Consider the following 22134-nt stretch of genomic DNA (forward strand, 5'->3'; position numbering starts at 1 on the left):
ATTTATCAATACTTTCTCTAATGTTCCCCATTTATTAAGAAAATATTCCTAAAATATTTAGCTTTTTTTGTTTATTGAGAGAAAGCTGCTCCTTTGATATAATTTAATATGAAAAGAACATTTATATATTTACTTTATAAACTATTTACTATACAATAGTTTAAGCAATTTAAAATCTTTATTTTAAGAAAGGTTGGGATATTATGAGCACCTTTATGCTTAAAAACTCAACTTCTAAATTTACTCCAGTTAGCAATGTATTTATTGATAATTACATGACCAAAGCCAGAGGAGAATTTGTTAAAGTTTATCTATTAATGCTTAAATATAATGTCTCTGGAGAAATGGGAGTAAGTTCTTCTATAATAGCCTCAAGCCTAAATCTTTTAGAGTCAGACATAATGAATGCCCTAAATTACTGGAATGATGAAGGAGTTATTAAACTCGTACCTATAGACAAGATGGGAAATTTTAATGTTGAATTTCTTGACTTAACGGAGGAATCCGAAGTGCAAAGCTCCAAAGTAAGCCTATTAGAAGAGTTAAATAAAAATTCTATTAAAGATATGCTCCATGAAATAGAAAGGCTTATTGGTAGGCCCCTATCCCCTAAAGAAATGGCCACTTATATTGGATGGCAGAAGGATTTAAGCTTCTCCCTTGAGATGATACTACTGCTCATACAATACTGCATTTCTAAGGGAAAAACAGATTATAGATATTTTGAAAAAGTAGCTATATCTTGGTACGATTCAAACATAAAAACCATAGAAGAAGCTCAAATGTTCATAAAACGACATGAAGATAAATGGATAAAATACAGGAAAATTCTAGCTTACCTAGGTATTAAAGATGCTGAAATAATGAAACCACAAGAAGATCTGCTAGACAAATGGGTAACCCAATATAAATTTCCTGTAGAGGTTATTCAAAAAGCTTGTGATATTTGTTTTGAACGCCTAAATAGGGCAGATTTTAAGTACATAGATGGAATTTTAAATAGTTGGGCAAAAGATAACATTAAAACTATAGAGGATATAGCCGCAAAGGACTCTAAAAAACCCGTATATAAAAAAGCAAGTAATTATGGTAATTCAAGAGATAATTTTAATAATTTTGAACAAAGAGTTTATGATTATGACTCTTTAGAAAAGAAACTTCTAGGATGGGATAGAAATGATTAAAGGATATCAATCCGATATAATGAAAATATATGAGAAAATACGTGAAGAAGAGGCAGAAACTCTGTCTAATAGAAAAAAAGAAGTTGAAGATAATGCTCCTCATATTATAGCCTTAGAAAGAAAAATAGGTAAATTATGTGTAGATTTATCCATCAGTGCTTTCAAGGAATTGGAAAATAGAGAAGAGCATTTAGCTAAGCTAAAAAAAGAAATCACAGAATTAAGAATTAAAAAAACTGAGGCCTTAGTTGAGGCTGGTTATACCATAGACTATTTAAATCTTCACTACAGATGTGCTAAGTGTAAGGATACAGGCTTTATTGGTATAGAAAAATGCATCTGCTATAAACAAAAATTGGTTCAGCTATATTATAAAAACTCAGATCTATCAGATATATTAAGAGCTAATAACTTTGATAATTTTAATATTGAATATTATTCTACACGAAAATTAGGAGATGAAAAGGAAACCCCAAGGAAAAATATTGAAAAAATATTATCCTTAACCTTAAATTTTATAAAAAATTTCTCTAATTTAGAAGATAATTTGCTGTTTTATGGTAATTCAGGTACGGGGAAGACTTTTTTATCAAATTGCATAGCAAAAGAACTATTGGATAAAGGTCATTTAGTAGTCTATAGAACTTCTGAGGAATTAATTCAAAATCTTAAAACTTTAAGATTCAACACTGATGATAATTTAGAAGATTTATTAACTAATTGCGATTTATTAATTATAGATGACCTAGGTACAGAGCAAATAAACGATTTTTCTAAGACTGAGTTGTTCAACATACTAAACAAAAGACTTCTTAGAAAAAGAAAAATGCTTATTTCCACCAATCTTACCCTAGAGCAGCTTTCAAAAACCTATTCAGAAAGAATAACCTCTAGATTATTTGGTAATTTTCAAATATGCAAATTTTATTGTGAAGATATAAGAGTAACTAAAAATTTAAAAAGAATTAGATAAAAATGTAGCTTAAGAAAATTCTTAAGCTACATTTTTGTATTAAATTTATTTTTATGACTTTAAAGCTTTATATAACTTCTCTGTAATTAATATTATAATTCAAAAAAATAAAAAAAGACTTTATAATAAGTCTTTTTGATCTGGAGCTGGCAATAGGAATCGAACCTACAACCTGCTGATTACAAGTCAGCTGCTCTACCGTTGAGCCATGCCAGCAAAATGGCGACCCAGAAGGGACTCGAACCCTCGACCTCCGGCGTGACAGGCCGGCACTCTAACCAACTGAGCCACTGGGCCATTTATGGTGGGCACAACAGGGATCGAACCTGTGACCCTCTGCTTGTAAGGCAGATGCTCTCCCAGCTGAGCTATGCGCCCATAAATATGGTGACCCCTAGGGGAATCGAACCCCTGTTACCACCGTGAAAGGGTGGTGTCTTGACCGCTTGACCAAGGGGCCATATGTGCACAAGCATACAGAATATGCTTGTTAAATGAGTATATGGCGACCCAGAAGGGACTCGAACCCTCGACCTCCGGCGTGACAGGCCGGCACTCTAACCAACTGAGCCACTGGGCCATATGTGGTGGGCACAACAGGGATCGAACCTGTGACCCTCTGCTTGTAAGGCAGATGCTCTCCCAGCTGAGCTATGCGCCCACATATTGGTGACCCCTAGGGGAATCGAACCCCTGTTACCACCGTGAAAGGGTGGTGTCTTGACCGCTTGACCAAGGGGCCATATATTTCATACTCATTCCATATGTTGTTTGTCACTCGCTGTCGCGACCTGACATAGAATATAATACATAAAATTTCTTCAAGTGTCAACATGTTTTTTTAAAATATTTTATTTTTTTATTTTTATTTTTTATTGCACGTCTAAAATAGCATCTTTTCAACGTGCAATGCATGATTAAGGTGGATTTTTTAGCGTATAATACCACCTTCCTTTTTTGATTTTTTATATTTTATATAGCTAAAAATTTCACATCAGCTTAAAAGATATGAAAATAAATTCTAGAGATTTTAGAAATACGATTTATACTACAAAAAACCGTAACTAATAATTAGCCACGGTCTAAAAATTTTCCTTCATTGTGCATTATGAATTATACATTAAATAAAATTTTTCTCTACTCCAATCTAGATAATTCCACTAAAGCGCAACCCTCTATAGCAGTTATTTCATTTTCTCTACAAAAAGATAATATATCTTCACTTTCTGCTCCTGGTTGGATTAAAACGTTCTTTATTCCTAATCCCTTAGCTTGTTTCACTATATCAATACCTTTTGAAGGATGTATGCATAAATCTAAGACTTCCACCTCAAAGGGTACTTCTTTTAGACTTTTGCAAACTGCTCCCTGATCATCTTTAGGATTCACCCCTCTAACATTATAACCAGCCTCTGTTAATCTATTAAGTATCTTATATGCATATTTGCTGCTGTTTAAAACATCACCAGCTACCGCCCAGTTTTTATATTTCATTAACTCCTTAGCTTCCATAATAACACTCTCCTAAAATATATTTAAAAACAATAGGTATATAAATCCTTATATTTATTGTTTTAAGTATATTATACCTTAAATGATAATTGCTATCCATGACTAAAGTTACATATTTAGTCATCACAAAAACAACTAGTTATTTTTTGCTAGATGTGTTAACTATCTATATATGCTAAAATTGTTATATCACTTAAAATATATTAGGGGTGTTATATATGATAATTGGTCTATGTCAAATGGATATGGAGTGGCAAGATAAAGAACTTAATAAGTTAAAATGTCATAAGTTTATTAAAGAGGCAAAGGAAAAACAGGTGGATTTGTTAATATTTCCCGAGATGACTCTCACAGGCTTTTCTATGAATGCTGAGCTTATATCCGAAGATATATCTATAGAAAGCGAAACCATCACTTGGTTTAGAAATAAAGCTTTAGAGTTTCAAATAAATATAGGCTTTGGCTTAGTTCAGAAGAAAAACTCTTTATATTATAATAATTTATGTATTGTTTCTAGTAAAGGTTCTTTGCTCAGCAGTTATTCTAAAATTCATCCTTTCTCCTATGGTGAAGAAGCTAAATATTATACTGGCGGAGAAAGTTTTGTAACAACCTCAATAGAAAATATTAATATTGGCAGCACTATATGCTATGACTTAAGATTTCCTGAGCTATTTCAAATATTATCTTATAATAGTGATGCCATCATGGTTATGGCTAACTGGCCAGAGGCCAGAAGAGAACATTGGATAACCTTATTAAAAGCAAGAGCCATAGAAAATCAATGCTATATTCTAGGTGTTAATAGAGTGGGCTTAGGCAATAATATTAAATATGCCGGGGATTCTATGATTGTTTCTCCTTTAGGTGAAGTATTGTGTCACATAAGCTCTTGTGAAGGCCTTATTTACTCAAATATTTCAAAAGAACAAGTGGAAAGTATAAGAAGCAAATTCCCATTAAAGAAGGATAGAAAAGAACACTTATATATGCAAGGTTATGAACTTAATAAAAAAGGAGATTCTGTATGATTTATCACGATATTATAATAATAGGTGGCGGGGCTTCAGGGCTCATGGCTTCTATTTTATGCAAGGATTATGGCTTAGATGTAGCCATAATTGAAGGCACCGATAGGGTTGGAAAAAAGATTTTAACTACTGGTAATGGTAGATGCAATATATCTAATAGATTTATTCAAAAACCCTTTTCAGATAGGTATCATAGTGACAATAAAGATTTTTATGATGATGTGCTAGAGGCTTTTGATATAGATTCTACAATAAACTTTTTTTCTTCCTTAGGTCTTCCTATCACCACTTTAGATGAAGGTAAGATGTATCCCTTAAGCCTTCAAGCCTCTTCCGTTTTAGATATATTTAGATTGGCTTTAGAGGATAGGGGCATCCCTATTTACTTAAACAATAAAATTGAAAATATAAACTCTAACAGCAAAGGTTTTAGACTTACTTCAAAATCTGGAGAAGTGTTTAGCTGTAAAAGGCTTATATTGGCTTGTGGAGGAAAAACTGCATCAAATACCGGCTCCGACGGCTCTGGTTATACCTTGGCTAAAAGCTTAGGCCATAGCATAGTGCCTCCCTTGCCAGCCTTAGTGCAAATAAAGCTTGACTACAAATATTTAAAGGCTTTATCCGGGGTAAAATTCGATGGATTTGCAGAAATAATCGTTGATGGAAGCAGTGAAAGAAAAGAATTTGGAGAAGTTCTCTTTACAGACTACGGAATATCTGGCCCTCCTATTCTTCAATTAAGCAGAAGAGCCTCTAAGGCATTATACCAAAATAAAGAGATTCAAATTAAGGTAGATATGCTTCCTCACTTAAAATCTGAAAGCCTCCAGGAATTTCTAGAAAATCATTGGGCTATATTCTCCTATAGAAGCATTGTAGATTCTTTTATAGGCATAATAAATAAAAAGCTAATACCCATAATTCTCAAGGAATGCAGTATTGATAATATTCACAAGCCTTGCTCAGAATTAACCTGGAAAGAAAAAAGATCTTTATTTACTTTGCTAAAGGCTTGGAGCTTTAAAGTTATTGGAACAAATTCTTTCTCTAATGCACAAGTAACTGCAGGTGGTATTGACACTAAGGAAGTATATGGTAAAACCTTAGAATCAAAAATTGCTAAAAATCTATTTTTCTGTGGAGAAATCCTTGATGTAGATGGTGACTGTGGAGGCTTTAACCTCCAATGGGCGTGGAGCTCAGCTTATGCGGTAGCTAAGGCTTGCTTAAAATAAACTCTAGGGAAACAACTTCAACTAACAACTTATACATGCACCATAATGGCCTAAAGATGCCGTTTTGGAACATGTATAAGTTAAGTTTTCGTAATGTTTCCCTATAATTATTTCCAATAGGTTTGTAGTAGAGTCAGCTCCTTACCTTCACTATTAGTAATTTTATGAAGACATATCTTTTCATCTCCATTATCCACAACCTCTGTACAAGATTTAATTATATCTCCATAGATTGTCTCTTTTTCATAAACCACTTTAATCCTTCTAATGCTATGATTAAGAACTATTTCCAAAGGAACAGTTTCTAAAGCCCAAGCTACATATTTAGAGTTATTTACATGACGATTTGTATCTATATCGCTATATCTTACATCAAAGTCCTTAGAAAAATGAATTTCCTTTATTTTATCTATAGGATCTATATCTAATTCTTCATCTTTATCCATATTTATTTTATAAGCCTTGTAAAACTCTTCATTTACCCTTACAGGTCTTCTTCTATCCCTATCTATTAAAAACCATAAGGATTTAGCCCTACCTAAAACCACACCTTTTTCATTTAATATTTCAAAGGTTCTATAAGCATAGAACTTTTTAAAGGAATAAGGTCTAGTTTTAACTGTAATCCTTTCTCCATAGCATGGATAATCCTCAATCTCTATATCCCACTTATATAATACCCAAGCAACATTTTTAGATTTTAAAAAATCCATTCCTATCCCTAACTCTTCGCTTTGATAGGTGGCTAAATCACCAAAATAATTTATTAATGTGGTTATTAACGCCTTTTTCTTATAATCTACATCATGATAATATAATTCGTAAATCTTAGATGTTTCAATTCCTGCCATTTATATCCCTCCCTTAACTCATAAAAATATTATATTACTTATATTTCTAAACTTCAAATTAGTTATATATTAACATTGACCTACTTATATGGATATTGTATTCTTATTAAAAACAAGTTTATATTAAGGTGATAATATGGATTTTAAAAAGAATTTTTGTTTGACAATGCTGATACTAACACTTTTTACTTATGGTTGCAGTAAACCTTTAGAAAAAAATCCTGCCTATAACGAGTCTCAATCCATAAATAATAATGTTAAGGAACACCCCAAGGAAATAGATACCTCTAATAGTGAGTTGAAAAAAGAGAAACCTAAGGAAATTTACGATATATTAGGAAGCTCTAACAAGCTCACTCCCTCTGAAAAGACTAGCTTGGAAAAATGGAGAATGACGATTCCAACTCTTGTAAAGGAAAATCCAAGCTCTCTTTTTATTAATGGATATGTTGAAAACAAATGGGTAGCTTTAACCTTTGATGATGGACCAGATGGTTTGTTTACTCCGAAGATTATAGATATTTTAAAGCAACATAATATAATGGCTTCCTTCTTCTTTATTGGCAAAAGCATAGATGCCTTTCCCAGTGTGGTAAAAAAAGCCTTTAACGAAAATAATTTGATTCTAAATCACAGCCTAGATCACACAGATTTATCAAAAAAAGATTTTAATGGAATAAAAAAGGAAGTAGAAGAAACTGAAAATAAAATATATAGCTTAATTAAAAAGAAGCCTGCTATTATTAGGCCTCCTTATGGAGTTGTTGATAAAAATACTCTTTATAATCTAGAACAATTAGGTTATAAGTCTGTATTATGGTCTATAGATACCTTAGATTGGTCTCAAAAGGAAAAAGACAATATTGTAAATAATGTAGTGAATAATATAAGATCGGGCGATATAATTTTAATGCATAGCAATAGCGATAGGCAAGCTACCGTAGATGCCTTACCTATCATAATATACAGCTTAAAAGCAAAAGGTTTTGATTTCGTAACCTTAGACAAATTATTAGGAGTTCAAGCTTATAAATAATACTGTAATATAGCTATGAAAATTTCTGCTATTATTCTTTAAACAAAAGCAAAGCTTTCGCTAAATATCTTTAGCCTAAAGCTTTGCTTTATAATTTTTTCGTAACTTATATAGAAAAAATCTAATTTATTGTAAATTATCAATTAAATTAAGCATTTAATGCCTCTAATAAATCATTTAATTCAAAACCATGAACCATAGCAGCTTCTTCTAAGGTTTCCATTTGTGATGCTGGACAACCTACGCAGCCCATACCAAAGCTCATAAGTATTTCAATAGATTCAGGATAGTCTCTTACGATTTCGCCTATAGTCATGTCCTTTGTAATCTTCATTTTAATCATACCTTTCTTTATATAAGATTGAGATTTCTATATTTTAATTATATTATATATAAGTATAATTTCCTTTACAAGTAAGTTATAAAACAATATTATAAGAGCTTAAAATCTTACATAAAGACTTCAAGCTCTCTTAAAATATATTATAGTTCAGCTATCTCCATAGTTTGATCTCTTCTTGGTCCTACGGAAACTATGGATACTTTTGTTCCTGTGAATTCTTCAATTCTCTTTAAATATTTCTTTGCATTCTCAGGAAGCTCTTCGTAGCTTCTAGCATTAGACACGCTTTCATCCCACCCATCAAACTCTTCGTAAATAGGCTCACACTTTGCTAAATCTTCTAAGCTAGCTGGGAAATAATCTATAACTTTTCCGTTAAAGTTATAGCCTACACAGATCTTTATTTTATCTAATCCTGCTAAAGTGTCTATTTTAGTTACTGCAAAGCTAGTAAGTCCAGACACTCTTGTAGTAGTTTTTAGGATAACTAAATCTAACCATCCGCATCTTCTTGCTCTTCCTGTATTTACTCCATATTCATGACCCTTTTCTCTTATCCATTCTCCAGTCTCATCAAAAAGCTCTGTAGGGAAGGGACCTTTTCCAACTCTTGTAGTGTATGCTTTAGCAATACCTACAGCATTAGTTATCATGTTAGGGCCTATGCCTACACCATTAGAAACTCCGCCTGCAGTAGTGTTAGAGGAAGTTACATAAGGATATGTACCATAATCTATATCAAGAAGCATACCTTGAGCACCCTCGAATAATACCTTCTTATTTGCTTTTATTTCATCATATACTCTAACAGAAACATCTTGAACAAAAGGTCTCATTCTTTCTGCATACTTTAAATATTCTTCATATATTTCTTCAAAATTTAAAGCTTCTCCGCCTAAAACCTTTGTTATATACTCATTTTTCATTTGAATATTTTGCTCTAGTTTATCCTTAAATACCTCTTTATGCATTAAGTCACATACTCTTATACCGCATCTTTCAACCTTATCGGTATAACAAGGACCTATACCTCTTCCTGTAGTTCCTATATCATTTTTTCCTCTTGCCTTTTCTTTTAAGGCATCTAAAGTTCTATGATAAGGCATTATCAAATGAGCCCTATCACTTATTATAAGTTTATTTGAATTTATCTTTACTCCTAAGTCCTCTAAATAATCTATTTCTTCAAATAAAGCTTTAGGATCTATAACTACACCATTTCCAATAGCATTTAGTTTATCCTCATGTAATATACCTGAAGGTATTAATCGGAGCTTATATTGCTTATCATCAACTTCTACTGTATGCCCTGCATTATTTCCGCCTTGATATCTTACAATTACCTCTGCACTTTCCGCAAGATAATCTGTCATCTTCCCTTTTCCTTCGTCGCCCCATTGAGCTCCTAACACTATAAATGCTGACATTTTAACTCCTCCATTTCCAATACTAAAGTTTATATTCATTCTCTAGTATTATGCTATGTATTTTTTATTTAACAATAATTAGAATTAGCTCATTAAATTAGTTTTTCTTATTTCTAATTATAGTATTACTCTGCATAAACAATTATAATCTTTCAAATTACGTACATTATTATAATAGCAAATGCATATATAAAGGTCAAGAAAATTTACGAATAATTGATTTTTAAAAACAAAAAATGTTCGTAATAAGTCAAGGATTTTTCATAGTTTATCGGAGAAAAATCCTACATAATTGTGCATTATGAATCCTGAATTGTGCATTAAAAAAGCGACCAAAGTCGCTTTTTATTTATACTTTTCTCCAAGAATTCTAGCTAAGTACACTCCACTAGCTGAAGCTTGTGATAAGGAATGAGTCACTCCTGAACCATCACCCAAAGCATATAGTCCTTCTACTTTTGTTTCTAAATTATTATTAACTTCAACCTTAGAATTGTAGAATTTTACTTCTACACCATATAGTAATGTATCTTCATTAGCTGTACCTGGTGCTATATTATTTAAAGCATATATCATCTCAATAATATCATCTAGCTGTCTTTTAGGTATCACAAGGCTTAGATCTCCAGGAGTAGCCTTCAAGGTCGGTATTGTAAAGCTCTTTTCCATTCTTCTATCATTAGTTCTTCTACCGTTAACTAAGTCACCAAATCTTTGAACTAGTACACCGCCGCCAAGCATATTGCTTAATTTAGCAATAGACTCTCCATATTCATTACTTTCTTTAAAAGGCTCGGTAAAATGGCTAGATACAAGCAATGCAAAATTTGTATTATTTGTATGAAGCTTCGGATCTGAATAACTATGTCCATTCACTGTTATTATTCCATTAGTGTTTTCACTTACCACTTCTCCATGAGGATTCATGCAGAAGGTTCTCACCATGTCATTGTATTTTTTTGTTTTGTAAACTATTTTGCTTTCATAAACCTCTTTAGTTATGTGCTCAAATACCTCTGCTGGAAGCTCCACTCTCACACCTATGTCTACTCTATTGCTTTCTGTTCTTATGCCTAATTTGTCACAGATTTTTGATATCCATTTTGAACCTGAACGGCCCGTAGCCAGAACTAAATCTTTACAGGTATAGGTTTCATTGTTGCTAACCACTTCAAAGCCATTTTCTATTTTATTTACATCAAAAACTTCTTTATCGAATAATATCTCAACTTTATCTTTTAAATATTCATATATATTCGCTAATATAACTAGATTTCTATCGGTACCTAAATGCCTCACCTTAGCATCTAATAAGTGCAAATCATATTGAAGAGCTTTGCTTTTCAAGTTAGAATTAGCTGTTGAATAAAGCTTTGCTTCTGAGCCGCCCATGGTGCATAAAACTTCATCTACATAATTCATTAAATTTATTGCTTCTTCATTACCTACATATTTAAAAAGCTCTCCTCCAAAATTATTAGTTATATTATACTTTCCATCTGACAGACTCCCTGCCCCGCCATATCCGTTCATGATATTACAAACTTTACAGTGTATACAGGCTTTTATTTTCTTTCCGTCTATTGGACATTTTCTTTTTTCAAGACTATGCCCTTTCTCTATAACTAAAACTTTTACATCAGGATTCACTTTAGTCAATTCGTAAGCAGTAAATATCCCACTGGCTCCAGCTCCAACAATAATCACATCATACATAATTCACACTTTATTATCTAAACTATTTAATCTCAATATAATGCATTTATAAATAGTTCTGATAATTTTTCCTCCTTATTTTTATTAATTATTTCCTATATCATAGTAACAAAGCAAAAGTGCATAGTCAACAAATTTTACGAATATTATTTTAAAATTCATAATTATAGTTCGTATATTTTAAGACCTAGAGTTTTTCTTTAATATATTGTAAAGATATGCTATTATATATTCATGCTTAATTTTTTTCTAAAAGGAGGTGCAGCTATATGAATTTGCCTAATATATTGACCATATTCAGGTTATTTCTTATACCAGTATTTTTAATGGTTTTCTTTTCGGGAACTCCAAATTATTTACTGTATTCTATAATAGTTTTTCTAATCGCAGGCATGACAGATATATTAGATGGTTATATAGCAAGAAAATATAATTTAGTTACTAAATGGGGTATAGTTTTAGACCCTTTAGCTGATAAATTAATGCTTTTAACAGTTTTAAGCAGCCTTTCCATAAAAAACATAATCCCTTCATGGATTTTCGTTGTAGTTGCCATGAAAGAAGTTTTAATGATAATCTCTGGATTATTCTTATATAAAAAAGATACCGTAATACCATCAAACATATTTGGTAAAGCATCAACTTTACTTTTTTATATCTCCATCTTTACCTTAGGTTTTAACCCTATGGCTGGAGATAATTTACTCTACATAGCTGTAGCTAGTGCAGTAGTTGCACTTATAAATTATGTTATCATTTATTTCAGGAATCATAAAAATAATAAAGATTAGAGCTCTAGGGCTCTTTTTTATTTTTAAAAAACTCTCAGGAAAACAGATAGGGCTAAGATTAAATTTCAGGCAATATTCAGAAATTAGCAATAATATTTTTATAATAAAATAAAAATGAGTAAATTTTTTCTACTTTGAAATTAGCTCATTTTTATTTTTTTATTTTATACAAAATGTTGATAATATAGATGCACTCTATGCCTATATCCTTTTTTTCAAATATATATTCCATATGTTAAATTTTAAGAAATTTTTCGAACTTTCACATTAAAGGCTACGTATATAAAATAAATTTCATTAACAATTAATTTATATTTATTTTACATTTTTATGGGGGGGCTTATTATGTTAAATCAAAAATCAAAAAAAACAAACCTACTAAAACACTCGAAACTAATAATCTACAGCAGTTCACTAACTTTATTGCTATCAGGCTGTAGTATGTTTCCTAAAGAGGAGCCTGTAAGCGCTCCTCCCTTAATAAAATCTTCAGAAATAAATTTAAAAACTGAAAAAGCAACTATAGGGACTATTGTCAAAACTTTAAACCTTAATGGGTATTTTGCACCTTCTAGTTCTACTCAATGCCACTTTAAAGACAGAGGAGGATTTTTAAAAAAGCTTAATTTTGAGCAGGGCCAAGAAGTTAAAGAAGGAGATATACTAGCTGAATTAGACACAGATAGTATAAAATCACAAATCCAACAAGAAGAAATTAAATTAAAAAAATTAAAATTAAGGTATGACTCTGTAGCAGGCAACGCTCAAAGCACTCAGGTAGATAAAGAAAATGCAGCCTTAGATGTAGAAATGCAAGAACTTCAAATGCAAAATTTAAAAAATGAATTATCAAAAATGACTCTTAGAGCACCTTTAAGCGGAATAATAACCTTCAAAAATAATATTAGTTTAGGAGAAATGATAAACGCCTATTATCCTCTATATATTATTTCATCAAAAGACAATATGTTAATTGAATGTTCTGGAGATGAAGTTATTGATGTAAAACTAGGTATGGAGGTAGATGCTGAGTTTTCTGAGTTCAAAGACAAAGGAAAGGTTGTATCCGTAAACATTAAAGAAGGTAGAGATGAAGATAATAGAAAGGTTATAAAAATTCCTACAGCTCAAATTAAATTAAACAATCCTCCAAAGAATATGCTGTTTGGAAATAAAGCAAAAATTAAAGTAGATTTATTTAAAAAAGAAAATACTCTTCTAATTCCAAAGTCAGCAGTTAAATATTACGATAAGACCCCCTATGTAAAAGTCATGGATAATGGTACAAAGATAGAAAAATTTGTAACTCTTGGTATTGAAAATGCTAATGTAGTTGAAATAACTGAAGGCCTAAAGGAAGGCGAAGAGGTTATCATCAACTAAAAATTTACTTATGGGGGTGATTAAATGTTTTCTTTTTTATTTAGAAAGATAGTTAAAAATAAATGGTTGATTTTAAGCATATTATTAGGATTTACTTTAGCAGTAGCTATTGTAACCTCTGTTCCTGCTTATTCTTCAGCAGTTCTTAAAAGGATGTTAATCAAGGATGTAGAGCAGTACGAAAAAGAAAATCACATATTTCCAGGAAGCTTCGCAGCTTCACGACAAATAGTACAGAAGGATTATGAGAATTTTGATAAAACATTTACAGAATTAGATGCCGAAATAAATAAAACTATTGATCATTTGGGCATGAAGCCGTACTCAAAAAAGTATAATATAGTTGGCGGCGATATGTATGTTGGCAGAATAAATGCAGATGGTAAACTTTCCAATGAAAAAGGCTCAGGTTTTAAAATCGAAGCTTTATTTGATATAGAATCAAATATAAAAATATTAGAGGGGAGAATTTTTTCGCCTGATCCACTGCCTGATGGCACCTATGAGGTAATCGTGTCTGAAAAGACTATGAATACTCTTGGCTTAAAAATCGATGAAATATACTCTATGCGCTATAGAGATTATAGCGAATCTCAATATTTTAAGGTGAAGGTAGTTGGCTTATATACATTAGATAAAGCAGATAATATTTATTGGGTGGATAAAGATTGGGAACACGTTGATGGCTTTTTAATGCATCCAAAGGCATTTATAAATCATTATTCAAAGTCTCCCAATACTTACATTAACAATATTTCATGGTTTTATGCCTTAGATTATAAATCTATAGACGTAAGAAACATAAAAAGTATTTTAAATAAGTTTGATTCCAGAAACAAGGAGCTATCTGCTTACCAGAATATAAATACAAACTTTGCTATTTCAGATGTGTTAAGTAAATATATTCAAAAACAAAATGAATTAAAAATAACATTATGGACAATTCAAATACCTGTAATATTAATAATAGTACTATACATCTTTATGATTTCAGGGCTAATTGTAGAAAGGGATGCTAATGAGATATCCTTATTAAAAAGCCGAGGTGCAAGCAGATTTCAATTGCTTAATATATATCTCTTAGAATACGGCTTAATAGGATTAGTTGGAATTTTATTAGGACCACCTATATCTTTATTTATTTGCAAATTATTAGGAGCTTCAGACGGTTTTTTAAAATTTGTTAATAGAGCTCCTTTGGATGTGTCTATAAGCTATAGAGAGTGGATATATGCAATATTTACAGGGGTATTCTTCATAATTATACTACTTATTCCTACGTTCTCAATAGCTAGCGATAGTATAGTTATTGAAAAAAGAAAAAAAGCCAGAAGTAAAAAACCCTTATGGGAAAAATTTTATATAGACTTTTTATTATTAGGAATATCATTATACTCTATATATAGCTATAAATCCTTTGAGAAGATTGTTAATGTTTCTCAAATAGATGCTGCGTCAATGCCTATATCTCCCACTTTATATATAGCTTTTACCCTATTCATAATTAGCATTGGTTTGCTTTATTTGAGATTATTTCCTTATATAGTGAAATTGATATTCACCCTAGGAAAGAATAAATGGACAGCACCAATGTATTCTTCCTTAATTAATGTTAGTAGAAATAGAGGAAGAGATGGATTTTTAATAATCTTCTTAATATTAACTCTATCTGTTGGTATTTTTAACTTAAAGTCAGCATCTACCATTAATACCTTATCTGAAAATAAAATAAAGTATCTCAACGGTGCTGATATTGTAATGAGTCCTTGGCGTCAAATAGTTGAAAATGGTGACAACTTAAAAAGCGGTTCAGATAATGGCCCAGGAACACTTTACAAAAACGTAGACTTCAAACCTTACTCAAATATAGAAGGAATTGAATCTGTTACAAAAGTAATTCCTTCTGCCTCAGGAACGGTTCTATTTAATAATAAATTCTCAACGACTAATTCTTTTATTATGGGCATAATCCCTGAAGAATTCGGTAAGACAGCTTGGTTTGATACAAAACTATTACCTCACCATTGGTATCACTATCTTAATCTGATAGCAAAAGAGCCAAAGGGAGTATTAATATCTAAATCTTTAGCAGATGAGATGAGTATTAGACTTGGGGATATTATTGATGTAAGATGGGATAAAAATCTTTATGTGGAATCTTATGTTTATGGTATTGTTGATTACTGGCCAGGCTATGACGCTAATAATGAATACACAAAGCATTTGATAGTAATGAACTATAATTATGTAGACAGTGTAGTTCCTAATCAACCCTATGATGTCTGGATGAAAAAATCACCTAATGCATCTAATGATGATATTTACAAAGATATTTCAACTAAGCATTTATCCTATGAAGCTATAAAAACTGTTCATGAAGGTTTATATAAATTAAAAAATGACCCTATAGTTCAAGGCACAAACGGCACTCTAACTTTATGTTTCTTATCATCTTTATTTATAACTTGCTTGGGCTTTATAATATACTGGTCTCTATCCATAAAAAACAGGACACTTCAATTTGGTATACTAAGAGCCATAGGATTATCTATGAAAAAAATTATTGCCATATTAATTTCTGAACAAGTTTTAATATCTGGGTTAGGTGCTATTACAGGCATAATAGTAGGATTGCTATCTAGTAACGTATTTGTGCCTTTGGTAAATCTATCCTCAGCTTCAAAAGAAAAAGTACTTCCTTTTAGGCCTATATCCTTTATAGGCAACTATATAAGCTTGGGCTTATTTATAATTGTGGTACTTACCTGCTGCCTATTTATATTAATAAGGATAGTTAAGAAAATAAAAATAGATCAAGCTTTAAAACTTGGGGAGGACTAATTATGGATACTATAATTGAAACAAAAACCTTATGTAGACAATTTAAGTCTGGTGAAGAGGCTATTTACGCCTTAAAAAATGTGAATCTAGATATTAAGAGCGGCGCATTAACTATATTAAAAGGGAGATCTGGCTCAGGAAAAACTACATTGATTAATCTTTTAGGCGCTATAGATTATCCCACCTCTGGAGAGATAGTTTTTAATGGTAAGGATATATCTAAATTGAAAGATAGTGAAAGAGATGAAATAAGAAGGGTAGATATAGGCTTTGTGTTTCAAACTGGTGCCTTAATGCAAAATATGAACGCCTTAGAAAATGTAGAATTTGCACTAAGAGTATCAAAACCTGATCTAAAAGATAAAAGGAAACGTGCTGAAGAATGTTTAAAGCTTGTAGGATTATTTAAGAGAAAAGATCACTTTCCTCAAGAACTATCTGGAGGAGAAATGCAAAGAATAGCTATTGCAAGAGCTATATGCCATGGTCCTAAAGTAATATTTGCGGATGAACCTACTTCTGCTTTAGACACAGCTACCGGCTTACAAGTAGTTAAGCTTTTTAAAGATATGGTAGAAAAACAAGGTCTAACCATTGTTATGACCACTCATGATCCTAACATGCTTGAGATTGCGGATTATGTTTATACCTTAGAGGATGGTGAGATTGTAAATGGATAATGAAAAAGATTATATAATTCAATGTGAAAATTTAATAAAAATCTATAAATCTTCCGATATTGAGGTAGTAGCTCTACAAGGCCTAGACCTATCTATAGAGCAAGGAGAGCTTACTGCTATCATAGGTAACAGCGGAAGCGGAAAATCTACCTTACTTAATATGATTGGATGCTTAGATAAACCTACAGCTGGCAAATTAGTTGTAGACGGCAAGGATTTATTTAAACTTTCTAAAAATGATATTACAAAATATAAAAGAGATACCATTGGCTTTGTATGGCAAAATAACGCTAGAAATTTAATTCCATATTTAAGTGCTCTAGAAAACATTGAACTTTCCCTTTCCATAGGGAAAAATAAAAATAAAAGAGAAAGAGCTATAGAACTCTTAGAAATGGTTGGAATGTCTCATAGAAAAAATAATATTCTAAGTGAGCTTTCTGGAGGTGAGCAGCAAAGAATTGCCATTGCAATAGCCTTAAGTAATAATCCAAAAATTCTATTAGCTGATGAACCTACTGGCTCCGTAGATACAGCAACCTCTAATCAAATATTAGGCTTATTTAGAGAATTAAATGAAAAATTCAATCTTACTGTAATCATAGTTACACATGACAGACAAATCGCTTCAAAGGTCAACCGTGTGGTAGCTATTAGAGACGGAAAAACTAGCAGCGAATTTATAAGAAAAAGAAGCTATGCTGAAGAGTTACAAAATCTAAAGGAAGGCTCAGTAAATAGCGAGGAAGAAACTCACGTGGAGTTAGCTGTATTAGATAAAGCAGGAAGGCTTCAAATACCAAGGGATTATCTATCAGCCTTAGGCTTAGAGGACAAAAATAAAATAAAAATTGAATTAGATAAGGATAGAATAGTATTATATTCCCCTGAAGCTAATACCAACGAAGAGAAGGTAGGATAAAAATCTAAAATATAAGGTAGCAGTTTAATAAAATAGTATTACTGTTGCCTTATATTCTATTGATAATTATTTATCAATAAATAAAATATTCAAATTTTCTGAAATTCATATTGACTTTTTTATACAATAGAATTAGAATAAAATTGTAAAAGTTAATAAGTGGCATAAGTAGAGGCGCAAATAAGTGGGTAATCTTTAAGTGATAAGGAAATGAACTTCCGATATTATAGATGAAGGATTTATTTGCCGAAAGATATTATAGGTTCTTATATATTATCTTGGGGATACGGAGTACTTATCTTTATCCTTGCCAAGCACATTTCTTGGAGCGCTATTTATGTAATGAATTGTAAATTTTTCATTGCATGGATAGCTGGTAACTTAATAAGTAGCATATCCAGCACTGAAAATTCAGTGCTTTTTTATTTTCTAATCTTATTTCAATTTCATCTAATTTTTCAAAGTGACCTATTATCTATAATAAAAAGGCCTGATATTGTTAAATTTTTATCAATGTTATTGTGAGGAGGTTTTTATGAAAGCTTTAATCAGAATGAGAATGAGTATGCACGATGCTCACTATGGAGGAAATTTAGTAGACGGTGCAAAAATGCTTCAACTCTTTGGCGATGTAGCTACAGAACTTTTAATTAGGAATGACGGGGATGAAGGACTATTCAGGGCTTATGATAGTATAGAATTCTTAGCCCCAGTATATGCTGGCGATTATATAGAAGCTGAGGGAGAAATTATTGAATGTGGTAATTCTTCAAGAAAGATGGTCTTTGAAGCAAGAAAAGTAATAATACCTAGGCCAGATATAAATGATTCAGCTTGTGATGTATTAGAAGAGCCTATAATAGTCTGCAGAGCCAGGGGGACTTGTGTAGTACCAAAGAATAAACAAAGAAAGTAGATTCTTTCTATGAAATAGAATTATGCTACATAAAATTTAGAGAAAGGTAGGAAAGAATTTATGGATAAACTTATAATAACTGCTGCTATATGTGGTGCTGAGGTTACTAAGGAACATAATCCTAGTGTTCCTTATACTGTAGAGGAAATTGCAAAAGAAGCCGAGGCTGCTTACAAAGCAGGAGCTAGTATTATACATCTACATGTAAGGCTAGATGACGGTACTCCCACCCAAGATAAAGAAAGATTCAGGCTTTGCATGGAAGCAATAAAAGAAAGATGTCCGGATGTGATTATCCAGCCTTCCACTGGCGGTGCTGTGGGCATGAGCAATGAAGAAAGATTACAACCTATAACCTTAAATCCTGAAATGGCTACCTTAGATTGCGGTACCTGCAACTTTGGTGGAGATGATATTTTTGTAAATACAGAAAATACTATAAAAGAATTCGGAGAAAAGATGATTGCTTTAAACATAAAACCTGAAATAGAGGTTTTTGACAAGGGCATGATTGATATGGCCATAAGATTAAATAAAAAAGGCTATATAAAATCTCCAATGCATTTTAATTTTGTGTTAGGAGTGAATGGAGGCATTTCAGCTACCCCTAGGGATTTAGTATTTATGGCAGAAAGTATTCCTCAAGGAAGCACCTTTACGGTTTCTGGAATAGGCAAAGGTCAATTCCCTATGGCATCCATGGCTATAATTATGGGTGGACATGTTAGAGTGGGCTATGAAGATAACGTTTACTTATCTAAAGGAGTATTAGCAAAGTCAAATTCAGAATTAGTAGAAAAAGTTGTAAGATTAGCAAAAGAATTAGGAAGAGACATAGCTACTCCTAAAGAAGCAAGACAAATTCTAGGTTTAAGGGAGATTCTATAGTATGAACAAATTATTTAGATTAGATGAAATTAAGCATCTTTTCAAAGACGGAATGTCCATACTATTTGGAGGATTTTTAGGTTGTGGAACTCCTCACAAGATTGTGGATCTTTTAATAGAACAAAATATAAAAGATCTTACTATCATAGGAAACGACACAAGCTATGTGAACTACGGGATAGGAAGATTAGTAGCCAATGGTCAAGTAAAAAAAGTTATAGCCTCTCATATTGGCACTAATCCTGAAACAGGAAGACTTATGAATGAAGGTAAGGTAGAGGTAGAACTTGTACCTCAAGGAACCTTAATTGAAAGAATACGTGCAGGTGGAGCTGGCCTAGGAGCTGTTATAACACCTACAGGAGTAGGCACTATAGTAGCCTCAGGAAAGCAAACATTAGTAATAAATAATAAGGAGTACTTAGTAGAACTACCCATAAAAGCTGACCTAGCCATAATAAAGGGAAGTATTGTTGATGAATTTGGCAATACCTTCTATAAGGGTACCACTAAGAACTTTAATCCAATTATTGCTACCGCTGCTGAAACCGTAATAGTTGAGGCAGAAAATATAGTTAAGGTGGGAGAATTAGATCCAGATCATGTTCACACTCCTGGAGTATTTGTAGATTATATCGTAAAGGAGGTAGAGGAAGCATGATTAAGGATAACAATCTAGCAAAAGAAATAATAGCAAAAAGAGTTGCCAAAGAACTAAAGGATGGCCAATTAGTAAACTTAGGAATTGGACTTCCCACCATGGTGGCTAATTATATTCCTTCCCACATTAATGTAATACTTCAATCAGAAAATGGTATGGTAGGAATGGGGCCCACAGCTATAGTTGGAAGCGAAGATAAATATATAACTAATGCCGGTGGACAATTTGTAACGATTTTGCCTAAAGGCTGCTTCTTTGATAGTTCCATGTCTTTTACCATAATAAGAGGAGGCCATGTGGATATTACCGTACTTGGTGCCCTAGAAGTGGATCAAGAAGGCAATCTAGCAAATTGGATTGTCCCTGGTAAAATGGTTCCTGGTATGGGTGGTGCTATGGATTTAGTTACAGGTGCTAAAAAAGTAATAATAGCTATGCAGCATACAGGAAAGGGAGAACCTAAAATATTAAAGAAATGCGCACTTCCTTTAACTGCTAAAGGCGCTGTAAATATGATTGTCACTGAACTCTGTGTACTAGAAGTTACTTCTGAAGGACTGATATTGAGAGAAATTCACAAGGACACCACTATAGAGGAAATTTTAAGTTTAACAGATGCAAATTTAATTATACCTGCTGATGTTAAGCTCATGGAAACTGATTAAAAATTTTTATATATAATAAGGGGGATAAATTATGAAAAAAGGATGTAAATACGGTACTCATAGAGTAATAGAGCCACAAGGAGTTTTAACTCAAGCGGCTTATAAAATAGATAATGATATGGAAATATACTCTAATGAAATATTAGTTAATGTTCAATCTTTAAATGTAGACTCCGCAAGCTTTACTCAAATTGAAGAAGAAGCTAAGGGAGATGTAGAAAAAATCAAGGCAAAAATATTAGAAATCGTTGGAGAGAGAGGAAAAATGCAAAACCCAGTAACAGGCTCTGGCGGAATGTTCATCGGAACTGTGGCTGAGGTAGGTGAAGATTTAAAAGGTAGAGACTTAAAACCAGGAGACAAGATAGCTTCCCTAGTTTCCTTATCTTTAACACCGCTAAGAATTGATGAAATTATAGCAGTTCATAAAGATATTGATAGAGTGGATATTAAAGGTCAAGCTATATTATTTGAAAGCGGAATTTATGCAAAGCTTCCAGAGGATATGTCTGAAACTTTAGCTCTAGCTGCCCTTGACGTAGCTGGTGCTCCAGCACAAACTGCAAAGCTTGTTAAGCCTGGTCAAAGCATTTTAATATTAGGTGCTGCTGGAAAATCAGGAATGCTTTGCTGTTATGAAGCTATGAAGAGAGTTGGTCCAACAGGAAGAGTTATTGCTATGGTTAGAAAGCAAGAGCAAGCAGATAATTTAATCCAATGGGGACTATGCCATAAAGCTATTATTAGTGACGCAACTAAGCCAATGGATGTATTAAATAAAACCCTAGAAGCAAATAACGGAAAAGAAGTTGACATGTCCATTAGCTGTGTAAATATACCAAGCACTGAAATGTCCTGTATACTACCCGTTAGAGATGAGGGTATAGTTTACTTCTTCTCCATGGCTACTAGCTTTACTAAAGCAGCTTTAGGAGCTGAAGGTATAGGAAAAGATGTAACCATGATAGTGGGTAATGGCTACACCAAAGACCATGCGGAAATAACCCTAGCAGAACTAAGAGAAAGCGCAATACTCAGAGAAATTTTCGAAAAAATGTATATATAATCTCAGGAGG

The 22134-nt window shown here is 32.2% G+C and carries 20 protein-coding genes, 7 tRNA genes and 1 riboswitch; of the genes, 15 read left to right on the forward strand and 12 right to left on the reverse strand.

Annotation, left to right across the window (positions count from 1 at the left end; all coding sequences use genetic code 11):
* Nucleotides 1–203: 203 nt before the first annotated feature.
* Together BN2665_RS25595 and BN2665_RS25600 are read left to right on the forward strand one after the other, a co-directional pair.
* The gene (locus BN2665_RS25595; protein WP_055669909.1) at nt 204–1184 is read left to right on the forward strand and encodes a DnaD domain protein; all 981 of its coding nucleotides are present in this window, start codon (nt 204–206) and stop codon (nt 1182–1184) included.
* Complete coding sequence (locus tag BN2665_RS25600; protein WP_055669910.1) at nt 1177–2157, forward strand: ATP-binding protein; 981 nt, start codon at nt 1177–1179, stop codon at nt 2155–2157. The genes BN2665_RS25595 and BN2665_RS25600 overlap by 8 nt, the downstream gene beginning before the upstream one ends.
* A gap of 141 nt (nt 2158–2298) precedes the next feature.
* Here BN2665_RS25600 and BN2665_RS25605 read toward each other — a convergent pair.
* The 8 genes from BN2665_RS25605 to BN2665_RS25640 all read right to left on the reverse strand — a co-directional run bounded on the left by BN2665_RS25605 (nt 2299) and on the right by BN2665_RS25640 (nt 3669).
* Nucleotides 2299–2373 (reverse strand) — tRNA-Thr (locus BN2665_RS25605).
* Nucleotides 2374–2377: 4 nt separating this feature from the next.
* Nucleotides 2378–2454: transfer RNA gene (locus BN2665_RS25610), tRNA-Asp, on the reverse strand.
* 5 nt (nt 2455–2459) lie between these two features.
* Nucleotides 2460–2535 (reverse strand) — tRNA-Val (locus BN2665_RS25615).
* A 7-nt stretch (nt 2536–2542) separates the two neighbouring features.
* Nucleotides 2543–2617 (reverse strand) — tRNA-Glu (locus BN2665_RS25620).
* A 43-nt stretch (nt 2618–2660) separates the two neighbouring features.
* Nucleotides 2661–2737, reverse strand: a tRNA-Asp gene (locus BN2665_RS25625).
* 5 nt (nt 2738–2742) lie between these two features.
* Nucleotides 2743–2818 (reverse strand) — tRNA-Val (locus BN2665_RS25630).
* A gap of 6 nt (nt 2819–2824) precedes the next feature.
* A tRNA-Glu gene (locus tag BN2665_RS25635) sits at nt 2825–2899 on the reverse strand.
* A gap of 395 nt (nt 2900–3294) precedes the next feature.
* A complete protein-coding gene (locus BN2665_RS25640) occupies nt 3295–3669 on the reverse strand; it encodes a CoA-binding protein (protein ID WP_055669911.1) in 375 nt (124 codons plus the stop codon).
* A gap of 218 nt (nt 3670–3887) precedes the next feature.
* On the opposite strand from BN2665_RS25640, the gene BN2665_RS25645 reads away from it, so the two are divergent.
* Complete coding sequence (locus tag BN2665_RS25645) at nt 3888–4700, forward strand: carbon-nitrogen family hydrolase (RefSeq protein WP_055669912.1); 813 nt, start codon at nt 3888–3890, stop codon at nt 4698–4700.
* Nucleotides 4700–5938 (forward strand): BaiN/RdsA family NAD(P)/FAD-dependent oxidoreductase, encoded by a 1239-nt coding sequence (locus tag BN2665_RS25650; RefSeq protein ID WP_055670066.1) that lies wholly within the window; start codon nt 4700–4702, stop codon nt 5936–5938. The genes BN2665_RS25645 and BN2665_RS25650 overlap by 1 nt, the downstream gene beginning before the upstream one ends.
* A 107-nt stretch (nt 5939–6045) precedes the next feature.
* On the opposite strand, the gene BN2665_RS25655 is transcribed toward BN2665_RS25650, so the two are convergent.
* Entirely contained in the window at nt 6046–6789 is a 744-nt protein-coding gene (locus tag BN2665_RS25655; protein WP_055669913.1) for an acyl-[acyl-carrier-protein] thioesterase, read from the reverse strand.
* A 136-nt stretch (nt 6790–6925) separates the two neighbouring features.
* On the opposite strand from BN2665_RS25655, the gene BN2665_RS25660 reads away from it, so the two are divergent.
* Entirely contained in the window at nt 6926–7825 is a 900-nt protein-coding gene (locus BN2665_RS25660; RefSeq protein WP_055669914.1) for a polysaccharide deacetylase family protein, read from the forward strand.
* A gap of 148 nt (nt 7826–7973) precedes the next feature.
* Here the strand turns inward: BN2665_RS25660 and BN2665_RS25665 are convergent, their stop codons facing one another.
* From BN2665_RS25665 to BN2665_RS25675, 3 genes are all read right to left on the reverse strand, one after another.
* A complete protein-coding gene (locus BN2665_RS25665; protein ID WP_055669915.1) occupies nt 7974–8159 on the reverse strand; it encodes a DUF1858 domain-containing protein in 186 nt (61 codons plus the stop codon).
* Between the two features lie 149 nt (nt 8160–8308).
* Nucleotides 8309–9595, reverse strand: a complete 1287-nt coding sequence (locus BN2665_RS25670; protein ID WP_055669916.1) for an adenylosuccinate synthase — start codon at nt 9593–9595, stop codon at nt 8309–8311.
* A gap of 345 nt (nt 9596–9940) precedes the next feature.
* Nucleotides 9941–11311, reverse strand: a complete 1371-nt coding sequence (locus BN2665_RS25675; RefSeq protein WP_055669917.1) for an NAD(P)/FAD-dependent oxidoreductase — start codon at nt 11309–11311, stop codon at nt 9941–9943.
* A gap of 269 nt (nt 11312–11580) precedes the next feature.
* Between BN2665_RS25675 and pgsA the strand changes: the two genes are divergently transcribed.
* The 10 genes from pgsA (at nt 11581) to kdd (ending at nt 22124) form a co-directional block, all read left to right on the forward strand.
* A complete protein-coding gene (gene pgsA / locus BN2665_RS25680; RefSeq protein WP_055669918.1) occupies nt 11581–12102 on the forward strand; it encodes a CDP-diacylglycerol--glycerol-3-phosphate 3-phosphatidyltransferase in 522 nt (173 codons plus the stop codon).
* Between the two features lie 345 nt (nt 12103–12447).
* A complete protein-coding gene (locus BN2665_RS25685) occupies nt 12448–13485 on the forward strand; it encodes an efflux RND transporter periplasmic adaptor subunit (protein ID WP_055669919.1) in 1038 nt (345 codons plus the stop codon).
* A 24-nt stretch (nt 13486–13509) separates the two neighbouring features.
* Nucleotides 13510–16326, forward strand: coding sequence for an ABC transporter permease (locus tag BN2665_RS25690; protein ID WP_055669920.1), 2817 nt, complete (start codon nt 13510–13512; stop codon nt 16324–16326).
* Between the two features lie 2 nt (nt 16327–16328).
* Nucleotides 16329–17006 (forward strand): ABC transporter ATP-binding protein, encoded by a 678-nt coding sequence (locus tag BN2665_RS25695; protein WP_055669921.1) that lies wholly within the window; start codon nt 16329–16331, stop codon nt 17004–17006.
* On the forward strand, nt 16999–17928 hold the full coding sequence (locus BN2665_RS25700; protein ID WP_207643710.1) for an ABC transporter ATP-binding protein: 930 nt from the start codon (nt 16999–17001) through the stop codon (nt 17926–17928). The genes BN2665_RS25695 and BN2665_RS25700 overlap by 8 nt, the downstream gene beginning before the upstream one ends.
* 161 nt (nt 17929–18089) lie before the next feature.
* A riboswitch (Lysine riboswitch) is annotated at nt 18090–18270 on the forward strand.
* 193 nt (nt 18271–18463) lie between these two features.
* Nucleotides 18464–18844: a 3-aminobutyryl-CoA ammonia lyase gene (gene kal / locus BN2665_RS25710; RefSeq protein WP_055669923.1), complete on the forward strand. Its 381-nt coding sequence runs from the start codon at nt 18464–18466 to the stop codon at nt 18842–18844.
* Between the two features lie 60 nt (nt 18845–18904).
* Complete coding sequence (gene kce / locus BN2665_RS25715; RefSeq protein WP_055669924.1) at nt 18905–19732, forward strand: 3-keto-5-aminohexanoate cleavage enzyme; 828 nt, start codon at nt 18905–18907, stop codon at nt 19730–19732.
* 1 nt (nt 19733) lies between these two features.
* Nucleotides 19734–20393, forward strand: coding sequence for a CoA transferase subunit A (locus BN2665_RS25720; RefSeq protein WP_055669925.1), 660 nt, complete (start codon nt 19734–19736; stop codon nt 20391–20393).
* Nucleotides 20390–21058: a 3-oxoacid CoA-transferase subunit B gene (locus BN2665_RS25725; protein ID WP_055669926.1), complete on the forward strand. Its 669-nt coding sequence runs from the start codon at nt 20390–20392 to the stop codon at nt 21056–21058. Before BN2665_RS25720 ends, BN2665_RS25725 begins: the two co-directional genes overlap by 4 nt.
* Nucleotides 21059–21089: 31 nt before the next feature.
* Nucleotides 21090–22124 carry an L-erythro-3,5-diaminohexanoate dehydrogenase gene (gene kdd / locus BN2665_RS25730; RefSeq protein ID WP_055669927.1) on the forward strand — a complete coding sequence of 345 codons (1035 nt, stop codon included), beginning with the start codon at nt 21090–21092 and terminating at the stop codon, nt 22122–22124.
* Nucleotides 22125–22134: the final 10 nt, after the last annotated feature.

The sequence above is a fragment of the Desnuesiella massiliensis genome (genome assembly GCF_001403615.1).
GTDB classification, from domain to species: Bacteria; Bacillota; Clostridia; order Clostridiales; family Clostridiaceae; genus Desnuesiella; species Desnuesiella massiliensis.